The organism is Aquitalea sp., from assembly GCF_030150775.1.
Taxonomy (GTDB): Bacteria; Pseudomonadota; Gammaproteobacteria; order Burkholderiales; family Chromobacteriaceae; genus Aquitalea; species Aquitalea denitrificans.
The window spans coordinates 1-22933 of sequence record NZ_JASLFG010000056.1 but is presented as its reverse complement, the minus strand read 5'-3'; the positions used below and the strand labels follow the sequence as shown (position 1 = coordinate 22933).

Sequence of the window (22933 nt, the reverse complement as noted above, 5' to 3'; positions counted from 1 at the left end):
TCATTCGCCATGCATGCCGGAACGCTTGCCCGGCCAGTTGCGCACCAAGATGGCGGCAGGCTGGGCCTGCTGCTCCCGGATCGTAATCCGGCCACGCCAGGATGCCACTGGCTGCAAACGACACAGCAAGCCCAGAGCCAAGGCCAGTAGCAGCATGGCCAGTACATGATGGGCCAGGGCCACCGGTAAAGGCCGCAACCACAAGACATTGGCAATGCCCAACAGCAGCTGCAGCCCGGCCAGCAGCCCAAGCAGGCACAGGTTTCTGCGCAAGGCCGGGTAGCACCACAAGCGCCAGATCACGGCAACCAGCACGCATAGCAGCAACAAGGCCCCTACCCGGTGTAGCCAGTGCACCGCCACCAGTGCGGCAGCTGGCAGCGCGACATGTCCACCCGCAGCAAGAGGCCAACCCGGCAGCGCTGCCGCCAGTTGCATGTCCGGCCACCAGTTGCCATTGCAGCGCGGGAAGCCCTGGCAGGCCAGTGCGGCCTGGTTGGCCGCCATCCAGCCACCCAGAGCAATCTGTCCCAGCAGCAGCAACACCAGCAAAGCCGCCAGCCGCCACGGTGAGGGCAAGACGGCCACCCGTGGCTGGTATCGCCCGATCGCCTCTCGCAACAGCAGGGCAAACAAGGACATGCCCAGCAGCAGGTGGGTGGTCACCACCAGCGGTCGCAGCTGCAATGTAACCGTCAACATGCCCAGCGTAGCTTGCAGCAGCAGCAAGACCAGCAGCAGGCTGGCTGCTGCCAGGCGCTGCCGCTGCCGCCAGGCTTGCCACCAATACCCCAGCACCAGCATGCCGAGCACACCTGCCAGATAGCGATGAGTCATTTCCTTCCAGGCCTTGTCCGGGCTGACCGGGCCATCCGGCTGCAACTGCATGGCATGGGCAATTTCGGCAGCAGCATGGGCAGGAGACAGGCGACCGTAGCAACCAGGCCAGTCCGGGCAGCCCAGACCAGCCTGGGACAGGCGCACATAAGCGCCCAGCGGCAGCAAAACCACGGCCAGCACCACGGCCAAGCACAGCAGTTTTCGCATCACAGCCTCCCGGTCAGTCCGGTAGCAGGTTTGCGCTACCGGGCTGGTGAATGCTTCAACCCATGCCGTTGTTCACCTTTAGCACCATCGCCAGTTCGCGGATGATGCGTTCCGGCCGCAAGGTATCGGCATAAAACAGCAACTGGTTGCCCTGCGGATCGATCAGGTAGAAGCCCTGTCGCTCAGGCTGGATGGGTTGTCGCTGCGGCAACAGCAACACACCGTCGCTGGCAGCAACAACCTGTCGGTCATGCAGCAGTACCCTGCGTACCCGCGGCGCGGCCTCGCCCAGCGCCAGATGAACCTGACGCATTGCATACAGCCGCTGCCGACAGGACCGCTGACACGCCGCAGCCGTCTGCGTCACCAGTACCCACTGCCCACGCGGCCAGGCTTGCTGCTCCGCCGCCACAAAATGCACCGTGGGCAGCATCTCGCCATAACTCTTGCCACCCTCAGGTGGCAAAAAACGGTAGCTGAACCAGGCAGCAACAACCGGCAGCAGGCACAGCGCCAGCATGGCCAGCAAGCGCAGTTGTCCCGTGCGGCGCGCATTCATTCCGCACTCCGCACCCAGCGTCGCCACAGCAGCAACACACACACTGCCAGCAACAGCCACTGCAGCGCATAGGCAAAATGGCGCTGGGCCGACAAGGTTGGCTGCAGAGGCCAGGGCTGCAACCCGGACAAGGGCGGCTGCAGGATGAATACTCCCGGATGCCAGCGCCCCGGATAACGCTGCTGCAAGGCGGCACGGTCGACATCATCCACCACGCCGTCAATGCCCTGCCGCGCACCAGGCAGAGTCCAGCGTGCGTGCCATGGCAACCATTGACCGGACAGACGCTGCGGCAGGCGCTGCACCGGCACAGGTTGCGCGGCAGCCCGCCAGCCCAGGTCTGCCAGCACCAGACTGCCATTATCCAGCCGCAGCACCTGCAATATGCGCTGGCCCGGCATACCGTCCAGCAGGCTGTTGTCCAGCAGGATGGGCATGCCACCGGCACTAGCGCCCGCCAACTGGTAACGGGCCATATCGGGCTCTCCTGCTGCCGGCAAGGCAGTCACTACCGCCGGTGCCTGCCGTGCCAATAGCATCTGCTCCAGCCGCAGCTTGTCCATGCCGCGCTGCCATTGCCACAACGCCAGTACAAAAGGTAACAAGACGCATAACAACAGAAACCCACGGCCACGTTTTTTGCCACTAGACTGAATACATGTGTTTGCTGTCCGGGCAGTACCGGGGGATTCCGCCATGAAAATCATCATTGTGTTCTTGCTGGCCTGTATCGTGCTGGTACTGTTCTGGGGGCTTTCCGGCCTGCTCAAGGCGGATTCGGGATCACAGCGGCTGATCCGCTCGCTGACCTTGCGTGTCGGCTTGTCCATCGGCCTGTTCATGTTGCTGTTGCTGGGTGTGTTGTTTGGCTGGTGGCGGCCACACCAGCCGGGCTGAGCAGGATTCATAGCCAGTACACCAGCACAAACAGCAGCAGCCACACCACATCCACAAAATGCCAGTACCAGGCCGCCGCCTCGAAGGCGAAATGGTGCTGGTGGTCGAAATGCCCGCGCAGCACCCGTAACCACACCACCAGCAGGATGATGCTACCCAGCAGTACATGCAGGCCATGCAGGCCGGTCAGCATGTAGAAGGTCATGCCATAGGCACCGGCAGACAGCGTCAAATGCTGCGTAGTCCAGGCGTGGTGGTATTCGATGGCCTGCAAGATCAGAAACAGGCCGCCCAGGCTAAAGGTGAACAGCAAACCGCGTTGCAGTTGCCGCCGCCGCCCCTGCAGCAGCCCCCAGTGCGCCCAGGTCAGCGTAGCGCCGGAAGACAACAGAATCAGCGTATTGAGTGCCGGCAAGCCCCAGGCTTCCATTGCCTGATAGCTCACCATCGCCTGCGGTGCCGTCAGCAAGGGCCAGCTGGGGGAGAAATCAGGATATAGCCACTTGTAATCCAGGCTGCCCAGCGTAGGCAGCGCCACCAGGCGCAGCCAGAACAGCACACCAAAAAATGCGCCAAACAGCATGACTTCGGAGAAGATGAACCAGCCCATGCCCCAGCGAAAAGACATGCTCTCCTGGCCTTGATAGCGGCCCTGCTGGTTTTCGCCAATCACATCGCCAAACCAGCCAAACAACATGCGCAGCAAGGCCAGGCCGCCGGCCAGCAGCAGCCAGCCACTCCACCCCACGCCGTTAACGGCCAGTGCGGCCCCAAGGCCCAGGCAAAACAGCGCGGCGGCACCCAGGGCCGGCCAGCGCGAAGGGGCTGGCACAAAATATTGCCCGGCTGCATGTTGTTCCCGAATGTCCATTGCGCACTCTCCTCAAGCGCCGATCCAGTTGGCCAGCACCAGCAGCAAGCCAATCAGCATCAGCACCAGCAACAACGCGGTGATGACCAGTTGCCATGGCCGCAACTGACTGTCTCCCTGCACCGACTGCCGTTTGCGAATGCCGGCAAAAGCCGACAGCACGGCCAGTACACCACGCCAGCCATTCACGGCCCGCTCCCCTGCCCCGGTACGTCAAACACGCTATAGGCCAAGGTGATGCGATCAATCCCGGCGGGCAGCTGCCGGTCGATCAACAACACCACCGGAAAACGCCGCGTCTCTCCTGGCTGAAACAGCTGCTGGCGAAAACAGAAGCATTCCAGCTTCTTGACATAGGCGGCGGCCTCAGCCGGCAGATAACGCGGAATCGCCTGGCCAACTACTTTTTGCTGACTGTTATTGCGCATTTCATACTGCAGCTGGATGAACTGGCCGGTTTCCACCTTTAGCCGGGATTGCTGCGGCCGCACCTGCCAGGGCAGGCCGGGCTGCACCATGGCGTCCAGTTGCAGCTCCACCGGTCGCGCCGCTGGCTGTACTTCGGCCTCGCCCGACAAGGCATCGGCAGCCACCACCCGGTTCAGGCCAGTCACCTCGCACAGCACCCGGTACAGCGGCACCAGCAGCCAGGCAAAGCCGAACATCAGCACTGCCGCCAGCAGCAAGCGGCGCAGCAATACTGCATTGGCCATCCGCCGGCTATCCATTTCCCGCTCCCGCTAAACCTGCCCGCCATCCCGCATGCTCAGCACCACCCCGTTTTCAGCCGTTTCCAGTTGCGGCGGCTGACTGAAGCTGTGATAGGGCGCGGGCGTGGGCAAACGCCACTCCAGGGTATTGGCCCCTCCCCATGGCTGCTGCGGCGCGGTTTTGCCGTGGCGCAGCGAATACAGGATATTGATCAGGAAAATCAGCTGCCCCAGGCCAAACATGAAGGCGCCAATACTGGCTATACGGTTGAAATCGGTAAATTGCAGCGCGTAATCCGGGATGCGGCGCGGCATGCCGGCCAAACCCAGAAAATGCATGGGAAAGAAGGTGACGTTGAACCACAGCAAGGACCACCAGAAATGCAGCTGGCCCAGCCGCTCCACATACATGCGGCCGGTCATCTTGGGAAACCAGTAGTAGACAGCGGAAAACAGGCTGAACAAGGCACCGGCCACCAGCACATAGTGAAAATGCGCCACCACGTAATAGCTGCCATGCAATTGCACATCCACCGCCGCCACGCTCAACGTCACGCCGGACAGGCCACCGATGGTGAACAGCAGGATGAAACCGATGGCAAACAACATCGGGGTTTCAAAACTCATGCTGCCTTGCCACATGGTGGCAATCCAGTTAAACACCTTCACCCCGGTTGGCACGGCAATCAGCATGGTGGCGTACATGAAGAACAGCTGGGCGGTGGCCGGCATGCCGGTGACAAACATGTGGTGCGCCCACACCATGAAGGACAGCACGCCGATGGAGCTGGTGGCATACACCATGGAGCTGTAGCCGAACAAGGGCTTGCGCGCGAAGGTGGGAATCACCTGGCTGACAATGCCAAAGGCCGGCAGCGCCATGATGTACACCTCCGGATGACCGAAAAACCAGAACACATGCTGGTACAGGATGGGATCACCCCCACCGGCCGCATTGAAAAAGTGGGTGCCGAAGTGACGGTCGGTCAGCACCATGGTGACGGCACCGGCCAGCACCGGCATTACCGCGATGATGAGGTAGGCGGTAATCAGGCTAGCCCAGGCAAACATCGGCATATTCATCATGCGCATGCCCGGCGCGCGCAGATTGATGATGGTGACCACGATGTTGATGGCCCCCATGATGGAGCTGACCCCCAGAATGTGGATGGCAAAGATGGTGAGATCCATGCCCATGCCCAGCTGTACCGACAGCGGCGCGTACAGCGTCCAGCCCGCCGCCGCCGCACCGCCGGGAACGATGAAGGACAGCAGCAGCAGGGACATGGCCGGTGGCAATAGCCAGAAGCTCCAGTTATTCATGCGGGCAAACGCCATGTCCGGCGCGCCTATCATCAGCGGTAACATCCAGTTGGCCAGCCCGGTGAAGGCCGGCATGATGGCACCGAACACCATGATCAGCCCGTGCAGGGTAGTCAGCTGGTTGAATAGTTCCGGCTGGAAGAACTGCAAACCGGGACTGAACAGTTCGGCGCGGATGCACAGTGCCAGCACGCCCCCTACCAGAAACATGCTGAAGGCAAACCACAGATACAGCGAACCGATGTCCTTGTGATTGGTGGCGAACAACCAGCGCCCCAGCCCATGCGGCTTGTGCGCCGTGGGCAGCTTGTCTGCTGCACCGCTTGCCATGTCCATGACCGTCTCCTCAACCGCTACCGCCACGCACGGCGCGAATTTCAGCCGGCTGCACCAGCTGGCCGGTATGGTTACCCCAGGCATTGCGCTCATAGGTGATGACGGCAGCAATTTCGGTATCGGACAACTGCTTGCCCCAGGCCTGCATGGCCGGATTGCGCTGACTGCCATGAAACACGATGCGGATATGCGCCGCCTTGTCACCATTGACTATCGGTGAGCCATCCAGCGCCGGAAAGTTACCGGGGATGCCCTTGCCGCTGGCCTGATGACAAGGCAGACAGTTCTGGCCGTACACCTTCTCGCCGCGTTCGCGCAGGGCCGCCAGCGACCATACCTTGGACGGATCGTCAGCACTGGCCGCTAGCTGTTGCAGCCGCGCCGTACGCCAGCGGGCATAGTCCTCCGGGCTGCGCGCATCCACCACGATGGGCATGAAGCCGTGATCCTTGCCGCACAGCTCCGAGCATTGGCCACGGTAAATGCCGGGCTTGTCTACCATGAACCAGGCATCACGCAGGAAGCCGGGAATGGCATCCTGCTTGATACCCAGTTGCGGCACCCACCAGGAGTGGATGACATCGTTGGCCGTCAGCAGCAGGCGTACCTTGCGCCCGGTTGGCAGCACCAGCGGCTCATCGACTTCCAGCAGGTAATGTTCCGGACGTACTGCGGTGGCGGCCATGGCAGCACGTGGGGTGGCCAGATGGCTGACAAAGCCGAAATTATCGTCCAGATAGTCGTAACGCCACTTCCACTGATAGCCGGTAATGCGGATGGTCATATCCTCGCCATGCGTGCTTTTCTGGTTCAACACGGCGCGGGTGGCCGGCCAGGCGATGGCCAGCAGGATCAGCAGGGGCAGCACGGTCCAGATGATTTCTACCGTGGTGTTTTCATGGAAGGGTTTGGCCTCATGGCCGACCGACTTGCGGTGCCGCACGATGGCATACAGCATCACGGCCAACACCAGCAGGAAGATTGCCCCGGTCACCAGCAGTAGCATGGTGTGCAGGTCGTACTCCATCCTGGCCAGGGAAGTGGCGGGGGCTTGCAGATTCAAGGCCGCACTCTGCCCGTGCACCGCCGTGCTGTTCAGGATCAACCACGCGGCGCTACTGCCGCACAAGCGCGGGCAGGACATGCGTCCCCCTCTTCCGGCCACAAGATACTCGACGGCCTGTTCAAGCACTGGCAACAAATATCAACAGCTGCTTGCAATCCTAGGTCAGGCGTGAATAAAAACAAGAATCTTTCATGACGCAGTGCGGCAGGGATGTAAATTCCGTAAGCATATTCTTGTAATTGCGTTACGATGGCAAATAATGATGACTGATTCACCATCATCCCGGCGAATACCTGCCCAGCTCACACTGCCAACACCCATCATGCCGAATGCAAGCCATGAGCAGTACAGTGCAAATCCTCATTTTCTGGCCTCCCTGTCGGGGCTGATGGCCAGACAGTCCATTGTGGTAGAACACAGCCTGGCGGCAACGGATGGCAGCATCCTGCTTAACAGCGGGCAGACATTGCAGAACCAGCACGTACAGGAATTGCCGCAGCAATTGCTGCGCTCGCCACTGGAAGCTAGCCTGGCACTGCCGGATTTTGCAGCACATGCCCTGCTGCAAGAAAAATGCCAGCACTTGCTTTCCAACCAACGGCTGCTGCAGGTGCTACTGGAAAAAACAGCACATCGGCATGCCTGCCTTGCCGTGCTGGAGAATCTGCCGCTCAATCACTCCCTCACCATTCTCCTGGCCATGCTGGAAGAACAAGAGCAGCTGGATCACGGCCTGCTGTGCTGCCTGATCAGCCTGGGGCTGGCCTTGCGCACTGGGCAATCCAGCATCCTGCTGGAACAAATTGCACTGGCGGCGCTGTTTCATGATATCGGCGAGCTCTATCTGAGCCCCAGAACAGTCAGCCCGGAGGCTGGCAACAGTGCCACCCTGTGGCGCCACCGCATGGCACATCCGCTGATCGGCTACCGCCAGATGCGGCAACTGGGGCAGTTCACCCACAAGGAAACGGTAGCGCTGGCCATTTTGCAGCACCATGAACGGCTGGATGGCAGCGGCTATCCACGCCGGGAAAAGGAAAAAGAGCTGGGGATTGCCGGTCAGATCATCGCGGTAGCTGACCTGGCCACCCAGCTGCTGCTACACAAAAGCCACCCCTATCAAAGGCTGGATATTGCCTTGCGCATCATTCCGGGTGAATTCCACCGGCCATCGGTCTCCCTGCTTAACCGCATTATCCGTCAGCTAAGTCATAGCAATGCCACCGCCAATGGCATGGCACAGGCCATGGAAGACCTGCACGCCCTGCTCAAGCACATCGGAACCATCACCCACCAACTACTGAATTTACAAGAAGAAAAACTGAGTAGTACCGGTCAGATCACCCTCAGCCGCTGCATGAGCCAGTTTGATGGCATCCAGCGCTCGCTGTTCAGCACGGGCATGCAGTCAGGCAATCAGTTGGGGCAGGAGGAAGATCTGCAGCTGGAAATCATGCTGGCCAGCCAGGAAATCAACTGGCGGCTGCGCAATCTGGGCCGGGACCTGAGCCTGACCCAGGACCGGCTGGGACCGGATGACTGCATGCTGTTTCAGGAACTCAGCAGCACCTTGCTCGACACGCCGGTGACCGCCAGCTGACAAGACCAGTGCCGACAGGAGCTAGCCCTGGGATGCAGCCCCGTCGTAAGGCAGCTCCAGCAGCAGCGGTGCGGAGATGGCTGCCTTGAGGGTAGCCAGATTGTCGGCGTAGGCCAGTTGCTGCGGCACCACCCGGTTGGCTACCCAGCCCGCCAGTGTCAGGCCGGAAGCCTCGATCGCCCGCACCGTCAGCAAGGCATGGTTGATGCAGCCCAGCCGCATGCCCACCACCAGAATCACCGGCAGTTGCAGCGCCCGCGCCATGTCCTCCATATAGATGCCTTCGGCCAGAGGGGCCAGCCAGCCACCGGCGGCTTCCACCAGCACGGTATCCGCCTGCGCCGCCAGTTGCCGGTAGTGGCTGACAATACGCTCCAGCGAAATCTCTACACCGGCCTCACGCGCCGCAATATGGGGCGATACCGGCGGCAAAAAGCGGTAGGGGTTCATCAGGTCCAGATCCTGCTGTCCGCTTGCCGCCACCAGCCGGGCCACATCGTCATTCAGCCAGCTGCCGTCCGGCAGAATCTCGCAGCCGGAGGCCACCGGTTTCATCGCCAATACCCGCTGGCCATGCGCCTGCCAATGGCGGATCAGCGCGACAGCGGAATGGGTCTTGCCGATTTCGGTATCGGTGCCGGTAATGAAAAATCCCTGGGACATGATATGCGCACCTTGCATGAATGAAGCAGGCGCGATGATAACGCGGGATGCGCGGAAGGGTAAGGCTGGAGTCAGCCCGCCAGCGCGACAACGCCGACCTCCTGGGTCGGCTGTCTGCCGCACTGGCCTTGTGAGCCGGGGCTGAATGGGATGCGGCCTTGTGAGCCTGTGGTTTCAATCAAAGGGTGAACTGAAACCTGTTGCCGGATGGCTGCCACCGGGCGGGTCCGGCCTGACGGGAACGGGATGGGGAAAATCCGTCAGACCAGTCCCGGGCTGTGGCAGTTAGCCCGGCTGAAAACAAAATCAAATTCTTAAACGTCGCCTTGTGCCTTGACACGCTCCTGACGGTTACTCAGCTTGTTCAGTGCGGACAGGTAAGCCTTGGCACTGGCCACAATCACGTCGGTATCGGCACCCTGGCCATTCACCACGCGGCCATCCTTGGCCAGACGCACGGTAACTTCGCCCTGCGATTCGGTGCCCTTGGTAATGGCGTTCACCGAGTACAGTTCCAGTTCGGCCGCGCTGTTAACCGTGCTTTCGATCGCCTTGAAGGCGGCATCCACCGGGCCGGAGCCGCTGGATTCGCAGCGTTTTTCCACGCCGTGCTCGACAAACACGATAGCAGCTTGCGGTGCTTCACCGGTTTCGGTGTTGATCTTGAGCGACACGAACTTGTAGTCCTCCTGCAAGGTGGACACCATTTCGTCGGAAACCAGTGCATGCAGGTCTTCGTCGAAAATCTCGCGCTTGCGGTCGGCCAGGTCCTTGAAGCGGGCGAAAGCCGCGTTCAGTGCCTCTTCGCTGTCCAGCACGATGCCCAGGTCGGTCAGCTTGGTCTTGAAGGCATTGCGACCGGACAATTTGCCCAACGTCAGGCGGTTGGCACTCCAGCCCACGCTCTCGGCGGACATGATTTCGTAGGTTTCGCGATGCTTGAGCACGCCATCCTGATGGATACCGGATTCATGAGCAAAGGCATTGGCACCGACGATGGCCTTGTTCGGCTGTACCGGGTAGCCGGTCACAGTGGACACCAGCTTGGACGCCGGCACGATCTGGGTGGCATCGACACGGGTTTCCACGGCAAACACATCCTTGCGGGTACGTACGGCCATGACGATTTCTTCCAGCGCGGCATTACCGGCACGCTCACCCAGGCCGTTGATGGTGCATTCAACCTGACGGGCACCACCCAACACGGCGGCCAGGCTATTGGCCACCGCCATGCCCAGGTCGTTGTGGCAATGGGCGGACCAGATCACCTTGTCGCCACCCGGCGTCTTGCTGATCAGCTCGCGGAAGAAGGCTTCGGTAGCACGCGGTACGGCGTAACCCACGGTATCCGGCACGTTCAGCGTGGTGGCACCGGCCTTGATCACTTCGCCAAAGATGCGGGCGAGGAAGTCGATGTCCGAACGCAAGGCGTCTTCGGCAGAGAATTCGACATCGTCGGTGTATTCACGGGCAATCTGCACTGCCTTTACCGCTGCGGCCACCACTTCATCCGGGCTCATGCGCAGCTTCTTTTCCATGTGGATGGGGCTGGTGGCAATGAAAGTGTGGATGCGACCACGCGCAGCAGGCTTGATGGCTTCACCGGCGGCACGCACATCGCGCTCGTTGGCACGGGCCAGGCTACAGACGGTGGAATCCTTGATCACCTCGGCAATGGCGCGGATGGCGTCGGCATCACCCGGGCTGGCAGCGGCAAAGCCGGCCTCGATCACATCGACACCCAGACGTTCCAGCTGGCGGGCGATACGGATCTTCTCTTCCTTGGTCATGGAGGCGCCCGGCGACTGCTCGCCATCACGCAAGGTGGTATCAAAAATGTAAAGACGGTCGCCCATGTCGAATGCTCTCCCTTGTCCCTGTGCTGCTGTCCCGGCGGCGTTCAGGTAATCGTTGAAATCGAATCTCTTGCCCTGGCTGGCGGCTAGTTGTGCCAGTTTGTTCAACTGTGACAGCGGCAGGCTGCCACGTTCTCTCCATTTGTAGATTGCTGCACGGCTGACCGGCTCATCGGGAAACAGCTGACTCAGGCCTTCAGCCACCGCACCGGGGCCACCCAGGTCTTCGATCAGTCGTTCAATGTCCAATTGCATGTTGTGCTCCTGCAGCAAAGTTTTAACCAATGTATCGATTGGACAATATTTCGTCAAACACGCAGTGCAACATGTGGGGAGAATTCAAAAATTCTGTGCCAAATATGCAAATATTGGACATTAAGTCTAATATTTCTTAAAATCAGCTAACAAAGACACCGAGAGCTGTCAGCGGCATGATCGGACCATCAGAACAATTCAGACAAAAATTGGACAATTTTGTCCAATAGCCACATCGTAGCGGACAATAAAAAACCCCGTTGCGTCAGGTGCCAACGGGGTGATCTGTACAGCAAACAACAGCTTCAAAGCATCACAGGCTTCGGTTTGCACCAGCGCCAGGCCGCCATCACATAGCCGGACAGCGCATAGCAGACAAAGAAGCCGAACAGCACCAGCGGCGGCTCGGACATCAGCAACAGCAAAGCCACCACCAGCGCCAGCAGCATCACAAACGGTACGCGACGGCGCAGGTGGATTTCCTTGAAGCTCCAGAACTTCACATTGGTCACCATGGTGATGCCGGAAAATGCGGTGAAACCCAGCAATACCCATTTGAGGCCGGGCAGGCCGGTGTAATCGTAGGCATGGCAAATCCACACCAACCCAGCCACTAGCGCCGCCGCAGCCGGGCTGGGCAGGCCGGTAAACCAGCGCTTGTCTGTTGTACCTATCATGGTATTGAAGCGCGCCAGCCGCAGCGCTGCGCCGGCGCAGTGAATGAAAGCCACCATCCAGCCCAGCTTGCCCATATCTTTCAGCAGCCATTCATAGGCTACCAGCGCCGGGGCCACGCCAAAGCTCACCATGTCCGACAGACTGTCAAACTCGGCACCGAAGGCGCTCTGGCTGTGCGTCAGCCGGGCCACGCGCCCATCCATGCCGTCCAGAATCATGGCAACAAAAATGGCAACGGCAGCAATCTGGAAATTCTGGTTCATCGCCTGGACGATGGCATAAAAGCCAGCAAACAGGGCGGCCAGGGTAAAGGAATTGGGTAGCAGGTAAATGCCCTGGCGGCGCAGGGAGGGTTTGCCCGGAACGGGATCATTGATCATGGTGTTATCCGTAAGCGAAGCGGTCGATACGGCGCTGAATTGCAACGGCGGCACAAGCCGTGCAGTCAATACGTCGACGATCTGGATATCGGGCGCCTTGGCGCAGAACCCGCTAGTTTAATCCAAGCTAGCACAGGCGGCAAAAACACCGCGAGCCCACACCATCCCGGATGCACAGGCATGAAAAAAGCCGGGTTGCCCCGGCTTTGCACACTGACCGACTTCGAAATCAGTTCTTGGACTGGTCGACCAGTTTGTTCTTGGAAATCCAGGGCATCATGGCGCGCAGTTCGGCACCCACCTTTTCGATCGGATGATCGGCGGTCAGGCGACGACGGGCAGTCATGCTCGGATAGTTGGTCTTGCCTTCCAGGATGAACATCTTGGCGTATTCGCCGGACTGGATACGGTACAGCGCCTTTTTCATGGCTTCCTTGGTGGCGGAGGTCACCACTTCCGGGCCGGTCACGTACTCGCCATACTCCGCGTTATTGGAGATGGAGTAGTTCATGTTGGCGATGCCGCCTTCGTACATCAGGTCCACAATCAGTTTCAGTTCGTGCAGGCATTCGAAGTAAGCCATTTCCGGAGCGTAACCGGCTTCGGTCAGGGTTTCGAAACCGGCTTTCACCAGTTCTACCGCGCCGCCACACAGCACAGCCTGTTCGCCGAACAGGTCGGTTTCGGTTTCTTCGCGGAAGTTGGTTTCGATCACGCCACCCTTGGTGCCGCCGTTGGCAGCAGCATAGGACAGGGCCACGTCACGGGCCTTGCCGGACTTGTCCTGGTAAACGGCGATCAGGGTCGGCACGCCGCCACCCTTCACGTACTCGGAACGCACGGTGTGGCCCGGGCCTTTCGGGGCAACCATGATTACGTCCAGGTCTTCACGCGGAACGATCTGGTTGTAATGCACGTTGAAGCCGTGAGCAAAAGCCAGGGCAGCGCCCTTCTTGATGTTCGGGGCGATTTCGCTGCGATATACGTCCGGCTGCGATTCGTCCGGCAGCAGGATCATCACGACATCGGCCTTCTTCACTGCTTCGGCCACTTCCTTGACCTTGTGACCAGCGGCTTCGGCCTTTTTCCAGGACGCACCGTCCTTGCGCAGACCAACAATCACATCAACGCCAGACTCTTTCAGGTTCTGGGCGTGGGCATGGCCTTGCGAGCCGTAACCGATGATGGCTACTTTTTTACCCTTGATGATGGAAAGATCAGCGTCCTTGTCGTAATACACTTTCATTTGCTTTGTCCCTTGTTATCCGGGCGGCCACCTGCTGTGGCCCGCCGCCAGATGTATAGATATATCAGATTTTCAGAACCCGTTCACCACGGCCAATGCCGGATGCGCCAGTACGGACCGTTTCCAGGATCACTGCGCGGTCAATGGCCTCGATAAAGGCCCCCAGCTTGTCGCTCGTACCAGTCAGCTCGATGGTGTATGTCTTTTCCGTAACATCGATGATGCGACCGCGGAAAATATCCGCCATGCGCTTCATTTCTTCCCGGTCTTTACCGGTAGCGCGCACCTTGATCAGCATCATCTCGCGTTCGATGTGCTCGGATTCGTTGAGGTCTATCACCTTGACCACCTCGATCAGCTTGTTGAGCTGCTTGGTGATCTGTTCGATGACTTCGTCAGAACCATGCGTGACGATCGTCATCCGTGACAGCGTCGGATCCTCGGTAGTCGACACTGTCAGTGAGTCAATATTGTAAGCCCGGGCCGAAAACAGGCCCACCACGCGGGACAGTGCGCCCGCCTCGTTTTCCAGCAAGATCGAAAGAATATGTCTCATACCGTCCGCCTCAGCACATATTGCCGTAGTCACGGTTGTTCTCGAAAGGAAGCTGCTGGACATCGCGCATGTGCGGCGGCAAGTCCATCTGGTCCAGGCCCTTGCCGTTCTGGATCATCGGGAACACGTTCTCGGACTGATCAGTACGGAAATCAAGGAATACCAGGCGCTCCTTCAGCGCAGGGCCAAACGCCTCGCGCAATACCGGTTCCACGTCGGACGGATTTTCGATCTTGAAGCCAACATGGCCATAGGCCTCGGCCACCTTCACGAAGTCCGGCAACGCGTCCATATAGGACTCGGAGTACCGGGTTCCGTAGAAGAATTCCTGCCACTGGCGCACCATGCCCAGGTAGCGGTTGTTCAGCGCCACCACCTTGACCGGGGTATGGTATTGCTTGCAGGTGGACAGCTCCTGGATGTTCATCTGGATGGAGCCTTCGCCGGTGATACAGGCGACGGTTGCATCCGGATTGGCCAGTTGCGCGCCCATGGCTGCCGGCAAACCGAAGCCCATGGTACCCAAGCCGCCGGAATTGAGCCACTGCTTTGGATTATCGAACTTGTAATACTGCGCTGCCCACATCTGATGCTGTCCCACATCAGAGGCGACAATGGCCTTGCCACCGGTGATCTCGTACAGCTTTTCCACCACGTATTGCGGCTTGATCAGCTCGGTGGACGGGGTGTACAGCAGCGAATTGTGGCCACGCCATTCTTCGATCTGCTTCCACCAGCCAGCCAGGTAGCCGGCATCCGGCTTCTGGCCGGACTGGCGCAGGATGTCCAGCATTTCGCGCAGCACGTGCTTGACGTCGCCCACGATGGGTACGTCCACCTTCACGCGCTTGGAAATGGAAGACGGGTCCACATCGATGTGGATGATCTTCTTCGGCTGCGACAGGAAGTGCGAGGGCACACTGATGACACGGTCGTCAAAACGCGCACCGATGGCAATCAGCACATCACAGTACTGCATCGCCATATTGGCTTCGTAAGTACCGTGCATGCCCAGCATGCCGAGGAACTGCGGATCGGAACCCGGATAGGCACCCAGGCCCATCAGGGTGTTGGTACACGGCAGGCCCAGCGATTTCACCAGCTCGGTGACTTCGGCCGCGGCATTGCCCTGTACGGCACCGCCACCGACATAAATGTAGGGACGCTTGGCTTCCAGCAGAAGGTTGATGGCCTTCTTTATCTGTCCCGGATGGCCGCGGGTGGCAGGCACATAGGAACGAATGTGCACGCTTTCCGGGTAGTGGAATTCGGCACTTTGCTGGGTGACATCCTTGGGAATATCCACCACCACGGGGCCTGGACGACCGCTCTTGGCGATGTAAAAGGCTTTCTTGATGGTTTCCGCCAGGTCGTTGATGTCCTTGACCAGGAAGTTGTGCTTCACGCACGGGCGGGTAATACCCACCATGTCCACTTCCTGGAAGGCATCCAGACCGATGGCCGGCGTGGCCACCTGGCCAGAGATCACCACCATCGGAATCGAATCCATATAGGCGGTGGCAATGCCGGTAACGGCATTGGTGGCACCGGGACCCGAGGTCACCAGTGCAACGCCCACCTTGTCGCTGGAACGCGAATAAGCATCGGCTGCATGCACTGCGGCCTGCTCATGGCGTACCAGAACGTGCTTGAACTTGTCCTGCCGGAAGATGGCATCATAAATTTCCAGAACTGCGCCACCAGGGTAGCCGAACAGAAATTCGACTCCTTCTTCCTGCAGGCAACGGACCAGGATTTCCGCGCCCGATATCTGCATCTTTTGCCTCTTTGTCTTGTCTTGCAGTCAATCTTGGCAATTGACTTGTGTTTCATCCCGTTGTGATGAAAGACCTTAGCGTATCCCTCAAATAGCGGTCAAGGCTTTTGTGCAGGTGCAAAAACACGCTAAGCCACGGTAAAAACAGGGAAATCCGCAGGGTGGTCTTGGCGTCGAGGCTCTGCTACTATCTCCCGTTGGCATCAACCCGAATCCCCCTCTCTCATGGCAAGCCGCAAGGAAATGGCCGACTTTTTGCTGTCGGCGGAACGTCGCGCCTTCAAGCAAGCCCTGTACGCCGTGCGCAATGAAGAAAACGCACTGGATATCGTGCAGGACTCCATGATGAAACTGGCAGACCGCTACGCCCATGCACCGGCGGCAGAATTGCCGCTGATTTTTCAGCGCATCCTGCAAAACACCATTCGCGATCACTTCCGCCGCGCCAAGGTAAGAAATTTCTTTGGCACCCTGCTGTCCTCGCTGCTGCCCACTCGTGAGGAAGACGAAACGGCAGATCCGCTGGAAGTCCTCAACATCACTGCCGATGAAGCCAGCAGCAATCCCGAAAAATGGTATGCCCGCAAGGAAGTTGCCCAACTGATTGATGGTGCCGTGCAACTACTGCCCAACCGTCAACGCGAAGCCTTCCTGCTGCGTTACTGGGAAGGACTGGACGTTGCCGAGACGGCAAGGGTGATGGGCTGCTCGGAAGGCAGCGTCAAGACACATTGCTCGCGCGCCACCCATACCCTGGCCGCCATCCTGCAGCAAAAAGGAGTGGTGCTATGAAACCCTCGAACAAAGCGCTTGCTACCGAAGACAAACTGAGCCGCACCGTAACCACCATACTCGACAAGGCAGGTCAGGATCCCGACCCCGCCGTGCTGCAACGCCTGCAGCAGGCGCGCGAACAGGCGCTGGGCCGCTTTGACGAGCGCATCCGCCAGCCAGCCGGTCATGGTGAACGGCTGGCGCTGTGGCTGCTGCGTCATACCCAGGCACTGCGCCGCAGCATGCTGGCCCTCAGTTTTGCCATGGCCGCCGGTACCGGCGTGTGGCTGGCAGAAGGCTTGCTCGTGGAGGAAGAGGCAGTCGATGCCGCCATCCTGTCGCACGAGCTGCCGCTGGAGGTGCTGATGGAGCCGCACTTCTCCGGGAGCATGCATGACTAGTCTACGCCGCCTTCTGCCCGTACTGCTGCTGGGCAGCCTGCTGGCCCTGCCGGCAGCAGCCAGCCCGCTCACCAACCCGCGCTGGGATCAGCTGGATAGCGAACAGCAGATCGTGATGGCCCCGCTGGCCGGGGAATGGGATCGCTACGCGCCGGAAAAGAAGAAAAACCTGCTGGCCATCGTACCGGAATACCGCAGCCTGGATGCCGCCGGCAGATTGCGCCTGCAAAGCAAGCTGAAGATCTGGTCCGACCTGACGCTGGAACAACGCCAGCAAATCCGCAACAATTGGAAAACGCTGCAAAGCCTACCTCCGGCCGACCGGGAAAAAGCCATCCAGCGCCTGAAACAAGGCCAGCTCAAGCCACAGGCTTCCGGCTGACCGTCAACTAGCCCGCCATTTCATGTCTTCATCCTTTACCGACGCCAGTATTGGCCGCCGACTGTGCAGCCAGTTTTACGAACTGCTGCTGATTGCAGCCCTGTTGCTTACCGTTTCCGCCCTGATGACCGGCCTGCAAGCCTGGCTGGGCCGTTCGCTGTTACTGGATGTACTTACCCAGCTGGCACTGGCCGGCAGCCTGTTCGGTTATTTTGGTAGCAGTTGGGTCAAGTCCGGCCAGACCGTGGCCATGAAAGCATGGCGGCTGAAACTGGTCAGACAAGACAATATGGAACTGATTGACTGGCGGCAGGCCGGCTTTCGTTATGTGGTGGGGCTGCTGCTGTTCGTCGGCATGCCGGCCATTTCTTATCTGGCCTGGTCGCGCAATCTGGGGCATGGCCGCGAAGCGTTGCTGATCTCTCTCGCCTGGTGCGCCCTGCCCTACCTGGCCGCCTTTTACGACAAGGACCGGCTGTTTCTGCACGATAGGCTGGCCCGTACCCGCCAGATTGCCCTGCCCAAGGCACCTCATCCAGGCAAGGGGAAAAGCCGCAGCTGAATCCGATTCAGCCCGGCTACTGTCGCAAGTTTACCCACAGGCAGTCGACAACAGGCAGACGGTATCTTGATCTGAAAAATCGGCACCCAGGCCAGCTATTGCTGGCTTGCCGACCCGTTTACACGCTACATGCCCTCAGACTTATCTCTTCATGGAAAGATACTTCACCGACAACTCATGATACGCTTTGCGCCCGGAACGGAAAGCCATGCCCCTCCCTTACCTGGAATATCGCAGAATGCATCAACAGCCTGATCAGATCGACCGCATCGTCGCCCTCTGGAATGAAGTACGCCCCGACCTCGATCCCTCGTCGACCCACGTTATCGGCCGCATCGTGCGGATGGAATATTTCATTACCCGCCGCGTGTTGCAGGATCTGGCCCGCTACAACCTGAATGTCGGCGAGTTTGACGTGCTGGCGGCACTGCGCCGCCGTGGTGAGCCCTACCAGCTATCGCCCAACCAGTTGCAAGGTATGGTGCTGATTTCTTCTGGTGCGCTGACCAACCGCATCAACCGTCTGGAAGAAGCCGGCCTGGTAAACCGTTCGCCCGACCCGGAAGACCGCCGCGGTGTGATCGTCACCCTCAGCGCCAAGGGCTTTGCCGTCATTGAAGAGGCCGTGGTCAATCACCTGGCCGCAGAGGCTGAACTGATGGAGAACCTGGACGAAGCCGAGAAGATCCAGCTGGCCGGTTTGCTGAAAAAGCTACTGCAAACCCAGGAAGACTGAACACCACGCCCACTCAATAAAAAAGCCGCCGGATGGCGGCTTTCTAATTTTGGACAACCCCCTCTCGCTTTCTGAAAAGAAAGCGAGGCTCCCTTACAGGCTAAGGGCGGGGGGATAGGGAATAGATGGGAAGGCTGCGGAATCAGTCACTTCATCGAAAGGCCCGGCTTTGCCGGGGCCAGAGCAATCGCACCAAATCACTTGCTCAGCAGCCTGAAAGCCGCCTTATGGCGGCTTTTTTATTGCCGTTTACAGGCCGATGATCAATAACAGGTTTGCCCCACAGATCAGCACAAACAACAGCCAGCCCACCAGCTGCATCAGCGGAGACAGGACAAACTCCCCCATCAGTTGCCGACTGGCCGTCATGCGCAGCAGCGGCCACATCGCCAGCGGCAGTTGCAGGCTGAGCACCACCTGGCTCCACACCAGCATACGCCCGACTGCCCCTTCGCCCAGTAGCAGTACACCTAGCAAGGCTGGCAGCAAAGCCAGACCGCGCGTGATCAACCGCCGCTGATAGCAGGGAATGCGGATTTGCAAGAATCCATCCATGATCACCTGTCCGGCCACCGTGCCGGTGAGGGTGGAACTCTGGCCCGATGCCAGCAAGGCAAGGCCAAACAGCAAAGCCGCCGCACCACCGGCCAGCGGGGTGATCAACCGGTAGGCCTGTTCGATGTCATCCACCACCGGCTGCCCCACCGCATGAAACGCCGAGCCGGCCAGTACCAGAATGGCACCGTTCACCAGCATGGCCAGCAACAGGGACAGCACGGTATCAATACGACACAAGGCCAGCGTGTCGCGCAGACCATGCTGACCACCCTCCACCTTGCGCGTCTGCACCACCGAAGAATGCAGATAGAGATTGTGCGGCATGATGGTGGCCCCCACGATACCCAACCCCAGCACCACGGCCTGGTGCAGATCGTCCCCCGGACTGGACGGCAGCAGGCCGCGGGCAACTGCCTGCCAGTCCGGCCCCACCATGAACACCTGGATGGCAAAGCACAGGGCGATGGTAGCGATCAGGCCCAGCACCACGGCCTCGATCTGCCGGAAACCCTTGCCCTTCATGCCCAGCACGATCACGGTATCAAAGGCAGTCAGCACGACGCCCCAAGCCAGCGGAATGCCAAACAGCAACTTGAAGGCCAAGGCACAGCCAAGCACCTCGGCGACATCGCAGGCAATGATGGACAGCTCGGCGCTCAGCCACTGCAAGTAGCGGCCAAGCGGGCCATAACGAGCCCGGCTGGCCTGTGCCAGATCCAGTCCTGTTACCAGCCCCAGCCGTGCGGCCATCAACTGCAGGGCAATGGCTACCAGGCTTGAGAGGACAACAATCCACAGCAGGCCATAGCCAAAGCGTGAACCGGCCTCGATATCGGTCGCCCAGTTGCCGGGGTCCATATAGCCGACGGCCACCAGCAGACCGGGGCCGGCAAAGCGACGCAGCCGCTGCCACCAGGGCGCGCGGGCGTCGATACGGATACTGCCCTGGACTTCAGCGGGACAAAACGGGGCGGTTGCCTTGCGGGGGAGGGAAAACATGCAACATCCTCAAGCGGAAAGGCAAAAAAATGCACGCAGATAGCGTGCAATATCTACTGGCCTAAAGGCAGGCTATTGCCTGCCACTCTGACTGGTACTGGCGCGGTCCACGCCCATTGTTTTTTCCATGCACCAATCACCAGATTAGGATATTCGGGACGGCCCAGGCTGCCGTTATAGCGGCCCAGCGCACGGTAGAGATTGCCCCGCTCCATGTCCAGATAATGGCGCAGGATGGTACAGCCGTAGCGCAGGTTCAGGGTGAGTTCGAACAGATTATGCTGCGGATTGCCAATCTGCCTTACCCAGAAAGGCATCACCTGCATCAGTCCACGTGCGCCAACCGGTGAAATGGCGTATTTGTTGAAGCCGCTTTCCACCTGAATCAGCCCCAGCACCATTTGCGGGTCCAGCCCGGCACGGGTGGACTCATACTGGATGGCGGTAAGCAGGCGTTCACGCATCCAGCTGTCGGGAATGCGTTTTTGCAAACGGCGCGACATCTCGGCCAGCCAGGCCTGCCCCTCCTGCGGGGCGTCAAACACCAGCCGCGGGGCGTTGACATCGGCAATGGTACGGCTCATTGCCGATGCCACATTGGCAGCCAGCGCCTCCTCACGCTGCGCACCAGCCCATGCTGGCGACCAGGCCAGCATGGTGGTAAGGGCAAGCAGCGACAGGAGGATTTTCATCAGGACAGTTTGGCGAGCAGATGTTCCAGAATAGCATCTGCGGCAACGGCTGTTGCCGCAGCATCACGACGCTGCTGGTACTCGACCTTGCCTTCCTTCAGGCCGCGGTCGCCAATGGTGACGCGGTGCGGGGCACCAATCAGCTCCCAGTCGGCAAACATGGCACCCGGGCGCTCGCCACGGTCGTCGAGGATGACATCCACGCCCTTGGCCAGTAGCTCGGCGTACAGGCTGTCTGCCGCAGCCTTCACTTCGGCAGAACGGTCATAGCCAACCGGGCAGATGGCTACGGCAAACGGTGCGATATTGTCCGGCCAGATCATGCCCTTGTCGTCATGATTCTGCTCGATGGCGGCACCCAGAATACGGGTGACACCAATGCCGTAGCAGCCCATTTCGAAAGGTTTCGGCTTACCGTCTTCATCCAGGAAGGTGGCGTTCATGGCCAGCGAGTACTTGGTGCCCAGATAGAACACATGGCCCACTTCGATGCCGCGCTGGATGGCCAGCACGCCCTTGCCGTCCGGGCTGGGGTCGCCAGCCACTACGTTGCGGATGTCGGCCACTTCCGGCTCGGCACAGTCGCGGCCAAAGTTAGCGCCGGTGTAGTGCTGGTCATCTTCGTTGGCACCGATGACAAAGTCGGCCATCTTGGCCACAGTACGGTCGGCAATGATGCGGCCCTTGAAGCCCACCGGACCCAGCGAACCCGGATTGGCGCCAAAAGCCTCACGGATGATGGCCGGCGCAGCCATGGTCAGCGGCTTTTTGATGCCGGCCACTTTTTCTGCCTTCACTTCATTTAGTTCGTGGTCACCACGCACCAGCATCAACACGGCCTCGCCTTCGCTGCCTTCCACCACCAGCGCCTTGACGGTGCTCTTGATGTCGATGTCGAGGAAGCCGACCAGATCGGCAATGGTCTTGACTTTGGGGGTATGCACCTTGGTCAGCGCGGCGCTGGCGGCCGGGCGCTCACCAACCGGGGCCACGGCTTCGGCCAGTTCGATATTGGCGGCGTAGTCGGAATCCGGGCAGTAGATGATGGCATCTTCACCGGTATCGGCAATCACCTGGAATTCGTGCGAGCGGTCACCGCCGATGGCACCGGTATCGGCCGCCACGGCGCGGTAAGTCAGGCCCAGGCGATCAAAGATGCGGCAGTAGGCCTGGTACATATTGTCGTAGCTGACGCCGGCGGCTTCGGCGCTGCGATCGAAGGAGTAGGCATCCTTCATGGTGAACTCGCGGCCACGCATCACGCCAAAGCGCGGGCGGCGCTCGTCGCGGAACTTGGTCTGGATCTGGTAAAAGTTTTTCGGCAAGGCGCGATAGCTGCGCAGCTCGCTGCGGGCGATGTCGGTAATCACTTCTTCGGCGGTGGGCTGCAGGGCGAAGTCACGCTCGTGACGATCCTTGAAGCGCAGCATCTCCTCGCCCATGGTGTCCCAACGACCAGACTCCTGCCACAGTCCGGCCGGCTGTACCACCGGCAGCGAGACTTCGATGGCACCGGCACGGTTCATTTCTTCGCGCACGATGTTTTCCACCTTGCGCACCACGCGCAGGCCCATCGGCATCCAGGAATAGATACCGGCAGCAACCTTGCGGATGAATCCGGCACGAATCATCAGCTTCTGGCTGGTGATGTCAGCGTCGGCGGGGGCTTCTTTCAGGGTGGAAATGAAAAACTGCGATGCGCGCATGATGCGTCCTTGGTATTCGGCTAAATGGGGTTGATTGTAGCGGTTTGCACGGGTGACGGGAAAGCATCCTGTCGGAGGCCTGCTATTGCCCGTTCACGCATGGGCTACCATGTGTGAGTTTGTCGTTTTCCCCCGACAGGGCCGAAAAGAAAACACGCAGCGCTACAGCATTAGCTTGGCGCTGTACTGACACAGTAGTAACCTTCGCGCTCACAGGCCATTCCGTTTTCTTGCGCCGCAACAATCACGGAAGACGAATGGCATGCATGCTTAACTACATAAAGAATGCACACACAAATCATG

At 59.7% G+C, this 22933-nt stretch carries 24 protein-coding genes; 7 read left to right on the top strand and 17 right to left on the bottom strand.

The genetic code is table 11. The features are described 5' to 3' along the window. The 3 genes from QVF59_RS18505 to QVF59_RS18495 are packed head-to-tail and all read right to left on the bottom strand — an operon-like array spanning position 1 to position 2211. Complete coding sequence (locus QVF59_RS18505) at positions 1 to 1047, bottom strand: COX15/CtaA family protein (protein WP_287881758.1); 1047 nt, start codon at positions 1045 to 1047, stop codon at positions 1 to 3. Positions 1048 to 1102: 55 nt separating this feature from the next. Next, positions 1103 to 1606: a redox-active disulfide-containing membrane protein gene (locus QVF59_RS18500; protein WP_159874641.1), complete on the bottom strand. Its 504-nt coding sequence runs from the start codon at positions 1604 to 1606 to the stop codon at positions 1103 to 1105. After that, positions 1603 to 2211 (bottom strand): SURF1 family cytochrome oxidase biogenesis protein, encoded by a 609-nt coding sequence (locus QVF59_RS18495; RefSeq protein WP_287881756.1) that lies wholly within the window; start codon positions 2209 to 2211, stop codon positions 1603 to 1605. The genes QVF59_RS18500 and QVF59_RS18495 overlap by 4 nt, the downstream gene beginning before the upstream one ends. 91 nt (positions 2212 to 2302) lie before the next feature. Here QVF59_RS18495 and QVF59_RS18490 point away from each other — a divergent pair, with 91 nt between their 5' ends. Further along, positions 2303 to 2503, top strand: coding sequence for a DUF2909 domain-containing protein (locus QVF59_RS18490; protein ID WP_159874639.1), 201 nt, complete (start codon positions 2303 to 2305; stop codon positions 2501 to 2503). A gap of 7 nt (positions 2504 to 2510) precedes the next feature. Here QVF59_RS18490 and QVF59_RS18485 read toward each other — a convergent pair whose 3' ends face one another. From QVF59_RS18485 to coxB, 5 genes are read right to left on the bottom strand one after another with little or no spacing between them, the layout of a single operon-like run. Beyond that, on the bottom strand, positions 2511 to 3374 hold the full coding sequence (locus tag QVF59_RS18485) for a cytochrome c oxidase subunit 3 (protein ID WP_287881754.1): 864 nt from the start codon (positions 3372 to 3374) through the stop codon (positions 2511 to 2513). Between the two features lie 12 nt (positions 3375 to 3386). Further along, positions 3387 to 3563 (bottom strand): DUF2970 domain-containing protein, encoded by a 177-nt coding sequence (locus tag QVF59_RS18480; RefSeq protein ID WP_287881752.1) that lies wholly within the window; start codon positions 3561 to 3563, stop codon positions 3387 to 3389. After that, on the bottom strand, positions 3560 to 4102 hold the full coding sequence (locus QVF59_RS18475; protein ID WP_159874636.1) for a cytochrome c oxidase assembly protein: 543 nt from the start codon (positions 4100 to 4102) through the stop codon (positions 3560 to 3562). Before QVF59_RS18475 ends, QVF59_RS18480 begins: the two co-directional genes overlap by 4 nt. Positions 4103 to 4114: 12 nt before the next feature. Beyond that, positions 4115 to 5743 carry a cytochrome c oxidase subunit I gene (gene ctaD / locus QVF59_RS18470; RefSeq protein ID WP_287881750.1) on the bottom strand — a complete coding sequence of 543 codons (1629 nt, stop codon included), beginning with the start codon at positions 5741 to 5743 and terminating at the stop codon, positions 4115 to 4117. 10 nt (positions 5744 to 5753) lie between these two features. After that, positions 5754 to 6887 carry a cytochrome c oxidase subunit II gene (coxB, locus tag QVF59_RS18465; RefSeq protein WP_287881748.1) on the bottom strand — a complete coding sequence of 378 codons (1134 nt, stop codon included), beginning with the start codon at positions 6885 to 6887 and terminating at the stop codon, positions 5754 to 5756. A gap of 310 nt (positions 6888 to 7197) precedes the next feature. On the opposite strand from coxB, the gene QVF59_RS18460 reads away from it, so the two are divergent. Further along, positions 7198 to 8409, top strand: a complete 1212-nt coding sequence (locus tag QVF59_RS18460) for an HD-GYP domain-containing protein (RefSeq protein ID WP_287881746.1) — start codon at positions 7198 to 7200, stop codon at positions 8407 to 8409. Between the two features lie 21 nt (positions 8410 to 8430). Here QVF59_RS18460 and bioD read toward each other — a convergent pair whose 3' ends face one another. From bioD to ilvB, 6 genes are all read right to left on the bottom strand, one after another. Next, the gene (gene bioD / locus QVF59_RS18455) at positions 8431 to 9072 is read right to left on the bottom strand and encodes a dethiobiotin synthase (protein WP_287881744.1); all 642 of its coding nucleotides are present in this window, start codon (positions 9070 to 9072) and stop codon (positions 8431 to 8433) included. Positions 9073 to 9386: 314 nt separating this feature from the next. After that, on the bottom strand, positions 9387 to 11183 hold the full coding sequence (locus QVF59_RS18450) for a 2-isopropylmalate synthase (RefSeq protein ID WP_287881742.1): 1797 nt from the start codon (positions 11181 to 11183) through the stop codon (positions 9387 to 9389). Between the two features lie 305 nt (positions 11184 to 11488). After that, positions 11489 to 12241, bottom strand: coding sequence for a CDP-diacylglycerol--serine O-phosphatidyltransferase (gene pssA / locus QVF59_RS18445; RefSeq protein ID WP_159874632.1), 753 nt, complete (start codon positions 12239 to 12241; stop codon positions 11489 to 11491). A 229-nt stretch (positions 12242 to 12470) separates the two neighbouring features. Further along, a complete protein-coding gene (ilvC, locus tag QVF59_RS18440; RefSeq protein ID WP_159874631.1) occupies positions 12471 to 13487 on the bottom strand; it encodes a ketol-acid reductoisomerase in 1017 nt (338 codons plus the stop codon). Positions 13488 to 13551: 64 nt separating this feature from the next. Further along, positions 13552 to 14043 (bottom strand): acetolactate synthase small subunit, encoded by a 492-nt coding sequence (gene ilvN / locus QVF59_RS18435; RefSeq protein WP_059284698.1) that lies wholly within the window; start codon positions 14041 to 14043, stop codon positions 13552 to 13554. A 10-nt stretch (positions 14044 to 14053) separates the two neighbouring features. Next, positions 14054 to 15820, bottom strand: coding sequence for a biosynthetic-type acetolactate synthase large subunit (ilvB, locus tag QVF59_RS18430; RefSeq protein ID WP_287881735.1), 1767 nt, complete (start codon positions 15818 to 15820; stop codon positions 14054 to 14056). Positions 15821 to 16045: 225 nt separating this feature from the next. Here ilvB and QVF59_RS18425 point away from each other — a divergent pair, with 225 nt between their 5' ends. The 5 genes from QVF59_RS18425 to QVF59_RS18405 all read left to right on the top strand — a co-directional run bounded on the left by QVF59_RS18425 (position 16046) and on the right by QVF59_RS18405 (position 18675). Continuing rightward, positions 16046 to 16612 carry an RNA polymerase sigma factor gene (locus tag QVF59_RS18425; RefSeq protein WP_287881733.1) on the top strand — a complete coding sequence of 189 codons (567 nt, stop codon included), beginning with the start codon at positions 16046 to 16048 and terminating at the stop codon, positions 16610 to 16612. After that, positions 16609 to 16995 (top strand): DUF3619 family protein, encoded by a 387-nt coding sequence (locus QVF59_RS18420; protein WP_287881731.1) that lies wholly within the window; start codon positions 16609 to 16611, stop codon positions 16993 to 16995. The genes QVF59_RS18425 and QVF59_RS18420 overlap by 4 nt, the downstream gene beginning before the upstream one ends. Then, on the top strand, positions 16988 to 17377 hold the full coding sequence (locus QVF59_RS18415) for a DUF3106 domain-containing protein (RefSeq protein ID WP_287881729.1): 390 nt from the start codon (positions 16988 to 16990) through the stop codon (positions 17375 to 17377). The genes QVF59_RS18420 and QVF59_RS18415 overlap by 8 nt, the downstream gene beginning before the upstream one ends. A gap of 22 nt (positions 17378 to 17399) precedes the next feature. Then, positions 17400 to 17939 (top strand): RDD family protein, encoded by a 540-nt coding sequence (locus QVF59_RS18410; protein WP_159874626.1) that lies wholly within the window; start codon positions 17400 to 17402, stop codon positions 17937 to 17939. Positions 17940 to 18177: 238 nt separating this feature from the next. After that, the gene (locus QVF59_RS18405; RefSeq protein WP_159874625.1) at positions 18178 to 18675 is read left to right on the top strand and encodes a MarR family winged helix-turn-helix transcriptional regulator; all 498 of its coding nucleotides are present in this window, start codon (positions 18178 to 18180) and stop codon (positions 18673 to 18675) included. Between the two features lie 249 nt (positions 18676 to 18924). Here QVF59_RS18405 and QVF59_RS18400 read toward each other — a convergent pair whose 3' ends face one another. The 3 genes from QVF59_RS18400 to QVF59_RS18390 are packed head-to-tail and all read right to left on the bottom strand — an operon-like array spanning position 18925 to position 22630. After that, a complete protein-coding gene (locus QVF59_RS18400) occupies positions 18925 to 20232 on the bottom strand; it encodes an Nramp family divalent metal transporter (RefSeq protein WP_287881719.1) in 1308 nt (435 codons plus the stop codon). A gap of 53 nt (positions 20233 to 20285) precedes the next feature. Next, positions 20286 to 20924, bottom strand: a complete 639-nt coding sequence (locus tag QVF59_RS18395; RefSeq protein WP_287881717.1) for a lytic transglycosylase domain-containing protein — start codon at positions 20922 to 20924, stop codon at positions 20286 to 20288. Further along, positions 20924 to 22630, bottom strand: a complete 1707-nt coding sequence (locus QVF59_RS18390; RefSeq protein WP_287881715.1) for a proline--tRNA ligase — start codon at positions 22628 to 22630, stop codon at positions 20924 to 20926. Before QVF59_RS18390 ends, QVF59_RS18395 begins: the two co-directional genes overlap by 1 nt. Positions 22631 to 22933: the final 303 nt, after the last annotated feature.

Bases quoted from the DNA above. Each gene is read 5' to 3' on its own strand.
- QVF59_RS18505 (WP_287881758.1), bottom strand. From the start codon at position 1,047: ATGCGAAAACTGCTGTGCTTGGCCGTGGTGCTGGCCGTGGTTTTGCTG.
- QVF59_RS18395 (WP_287881717.1), bottom strand. From the start codon at position 20,924: ATGAAAATCCTCCTGTCGCTGCTTGCCCTTACCACCATGCTGGCCTGG.
- QVF59_RS18500 (WP_159874641.1), bottom strand. From the start codon at position 1,606: ATGAATGCGCGCCGCACGGGACAACTGCGCTTGCTGGCCATGCTGGCG.
- pssA (WP_159874632.1), bottom strand. From the start codon at position 12,241: ATGATCAATGATCCCGTTCCGGGCAAACCCTCCCTGCGCCGCCAGGGC.
- ilvN (WP_059284698.1), bottom strand. From the start codon at position 14,043: ATGAGACATATTCTTTCGATCTTGCTGGAAAACGAGGCGGGCGCACTG.
- QVF59_RS18450 (WP_287881742.1), bottom strand. From the start codon at position 11,183: ATGCAATTGGACATTGAACGACTGATCGAAGACCTGGGTGGCCCCGGT.
- QVF59_RS18405 (WP_159874625.1), top strand. From the start codon at position 18,178: ATGCATCAACAGCCTGATCAGATCGACCGCATCGTCGCCCTCTGGAAT.
- QVF59_RS18410 (WP_159874626.1), top strand. From the start codon at position 17,400: ATGTCTTCATCCTTTACCGACGCCAGTATTGGCCGCCGACTGTGCAGC.
- QVF59_RS18485 (WP_287881754.1), bottom strand. From the start codon at position 3,374: ATGGACATTCGGGAACAACATGCAGCCGGGCAATATTTTGTGCCAGCC.
- QVF59_RS18420 (WP_287881731.1), top strand. From the start codon at position 16,609: ATGAAACCCTCGAACAAAGCGCTTGCTACCGAAGACAAACTGAGCCGC.
- QVF59_RS18490 (WP_159874639.1), top strand. From the start codon at position 2,303: ATGAAAATCATCATTGTGTTCTTGCTGGCCTGTATCGTGCTGGTACTG.
- ilvB (WP_287881735.1), bottom strand. From the start codon at position 15,820: ATGCAGATATCGGGCGCGGAAATCCTGGTCCGTTGCCTGCAGGAAGAA.
- ilvC (WP_159874631.1), bottom strand. From the start codon at position 13,487: ATGAAAGTGTATTACGACAAGGACGCTGATCTTTCCATCATCAAGGGT.
- QVF59_RS18460 (WP_287881746.1), top strand. From the start codon at position 7,198: ATGGCCAGACAGTCCATTGTGGTAGAACACAGCCTGGCGGCAACGGAT.
- ctaD (WP_287881750.1), bottom strand. From the start codon at position 5,743: ATGGACATGGCAAGCGGTGCAGCAGACAAGCTGCCCACGGCGCACAAG.
- QVF59_RS18475 (WP_159874636.1), bottom strand. From the start codon at position 4,102: ATGGATAGCCGGCGGATGGCCAATGCAGTATTGCTGCGCCGCTTGCTG.
- coxB (WP_287881748.1), bottom strand. From the start codon at position 6,887: ATGTCCTGCCCGCGCTTGTGCGGCAGTAGCGCCGCGTGGTTGATCCTG.
- QVF59_RS18400 (WP_287881719.1), bottom strand. From the start codon at position 20,232: ATGTTTTCCCTCCCCCGCAAGGCAACCGCCCCGTTTTGTCCCGCTGAA.
- bioD (WP_287881744.1), bottom strand. From the start codon at position 9,072: ATGTCCCAGGGATTTTTCATTACCGGCACCGATACCGAAATCGGCAAG.
- QVF59_RS18390 (WP_287881715.1), bottom strand. From the start codon at position 22,630: ATGCGCGCATCGCAGTTTTTCATTTCCACCCTGAAAGAAGCCCCCGCC.
- QVF59_RS18415 (WP_287881729.1), top strand. From the start codon at position 16,988: ATGACTAGTCTACGCCGCCTTCTGCCCGTACTGCTGCTGGGCAGCCTG.
- QVF59_RS18425 (WP_287881733.1), top strand. From the start codon at position 16,046: ATGGCAAGCCGCAAGGAAATGGCCGACTTTTTGCTGTCGGCGGAACGT.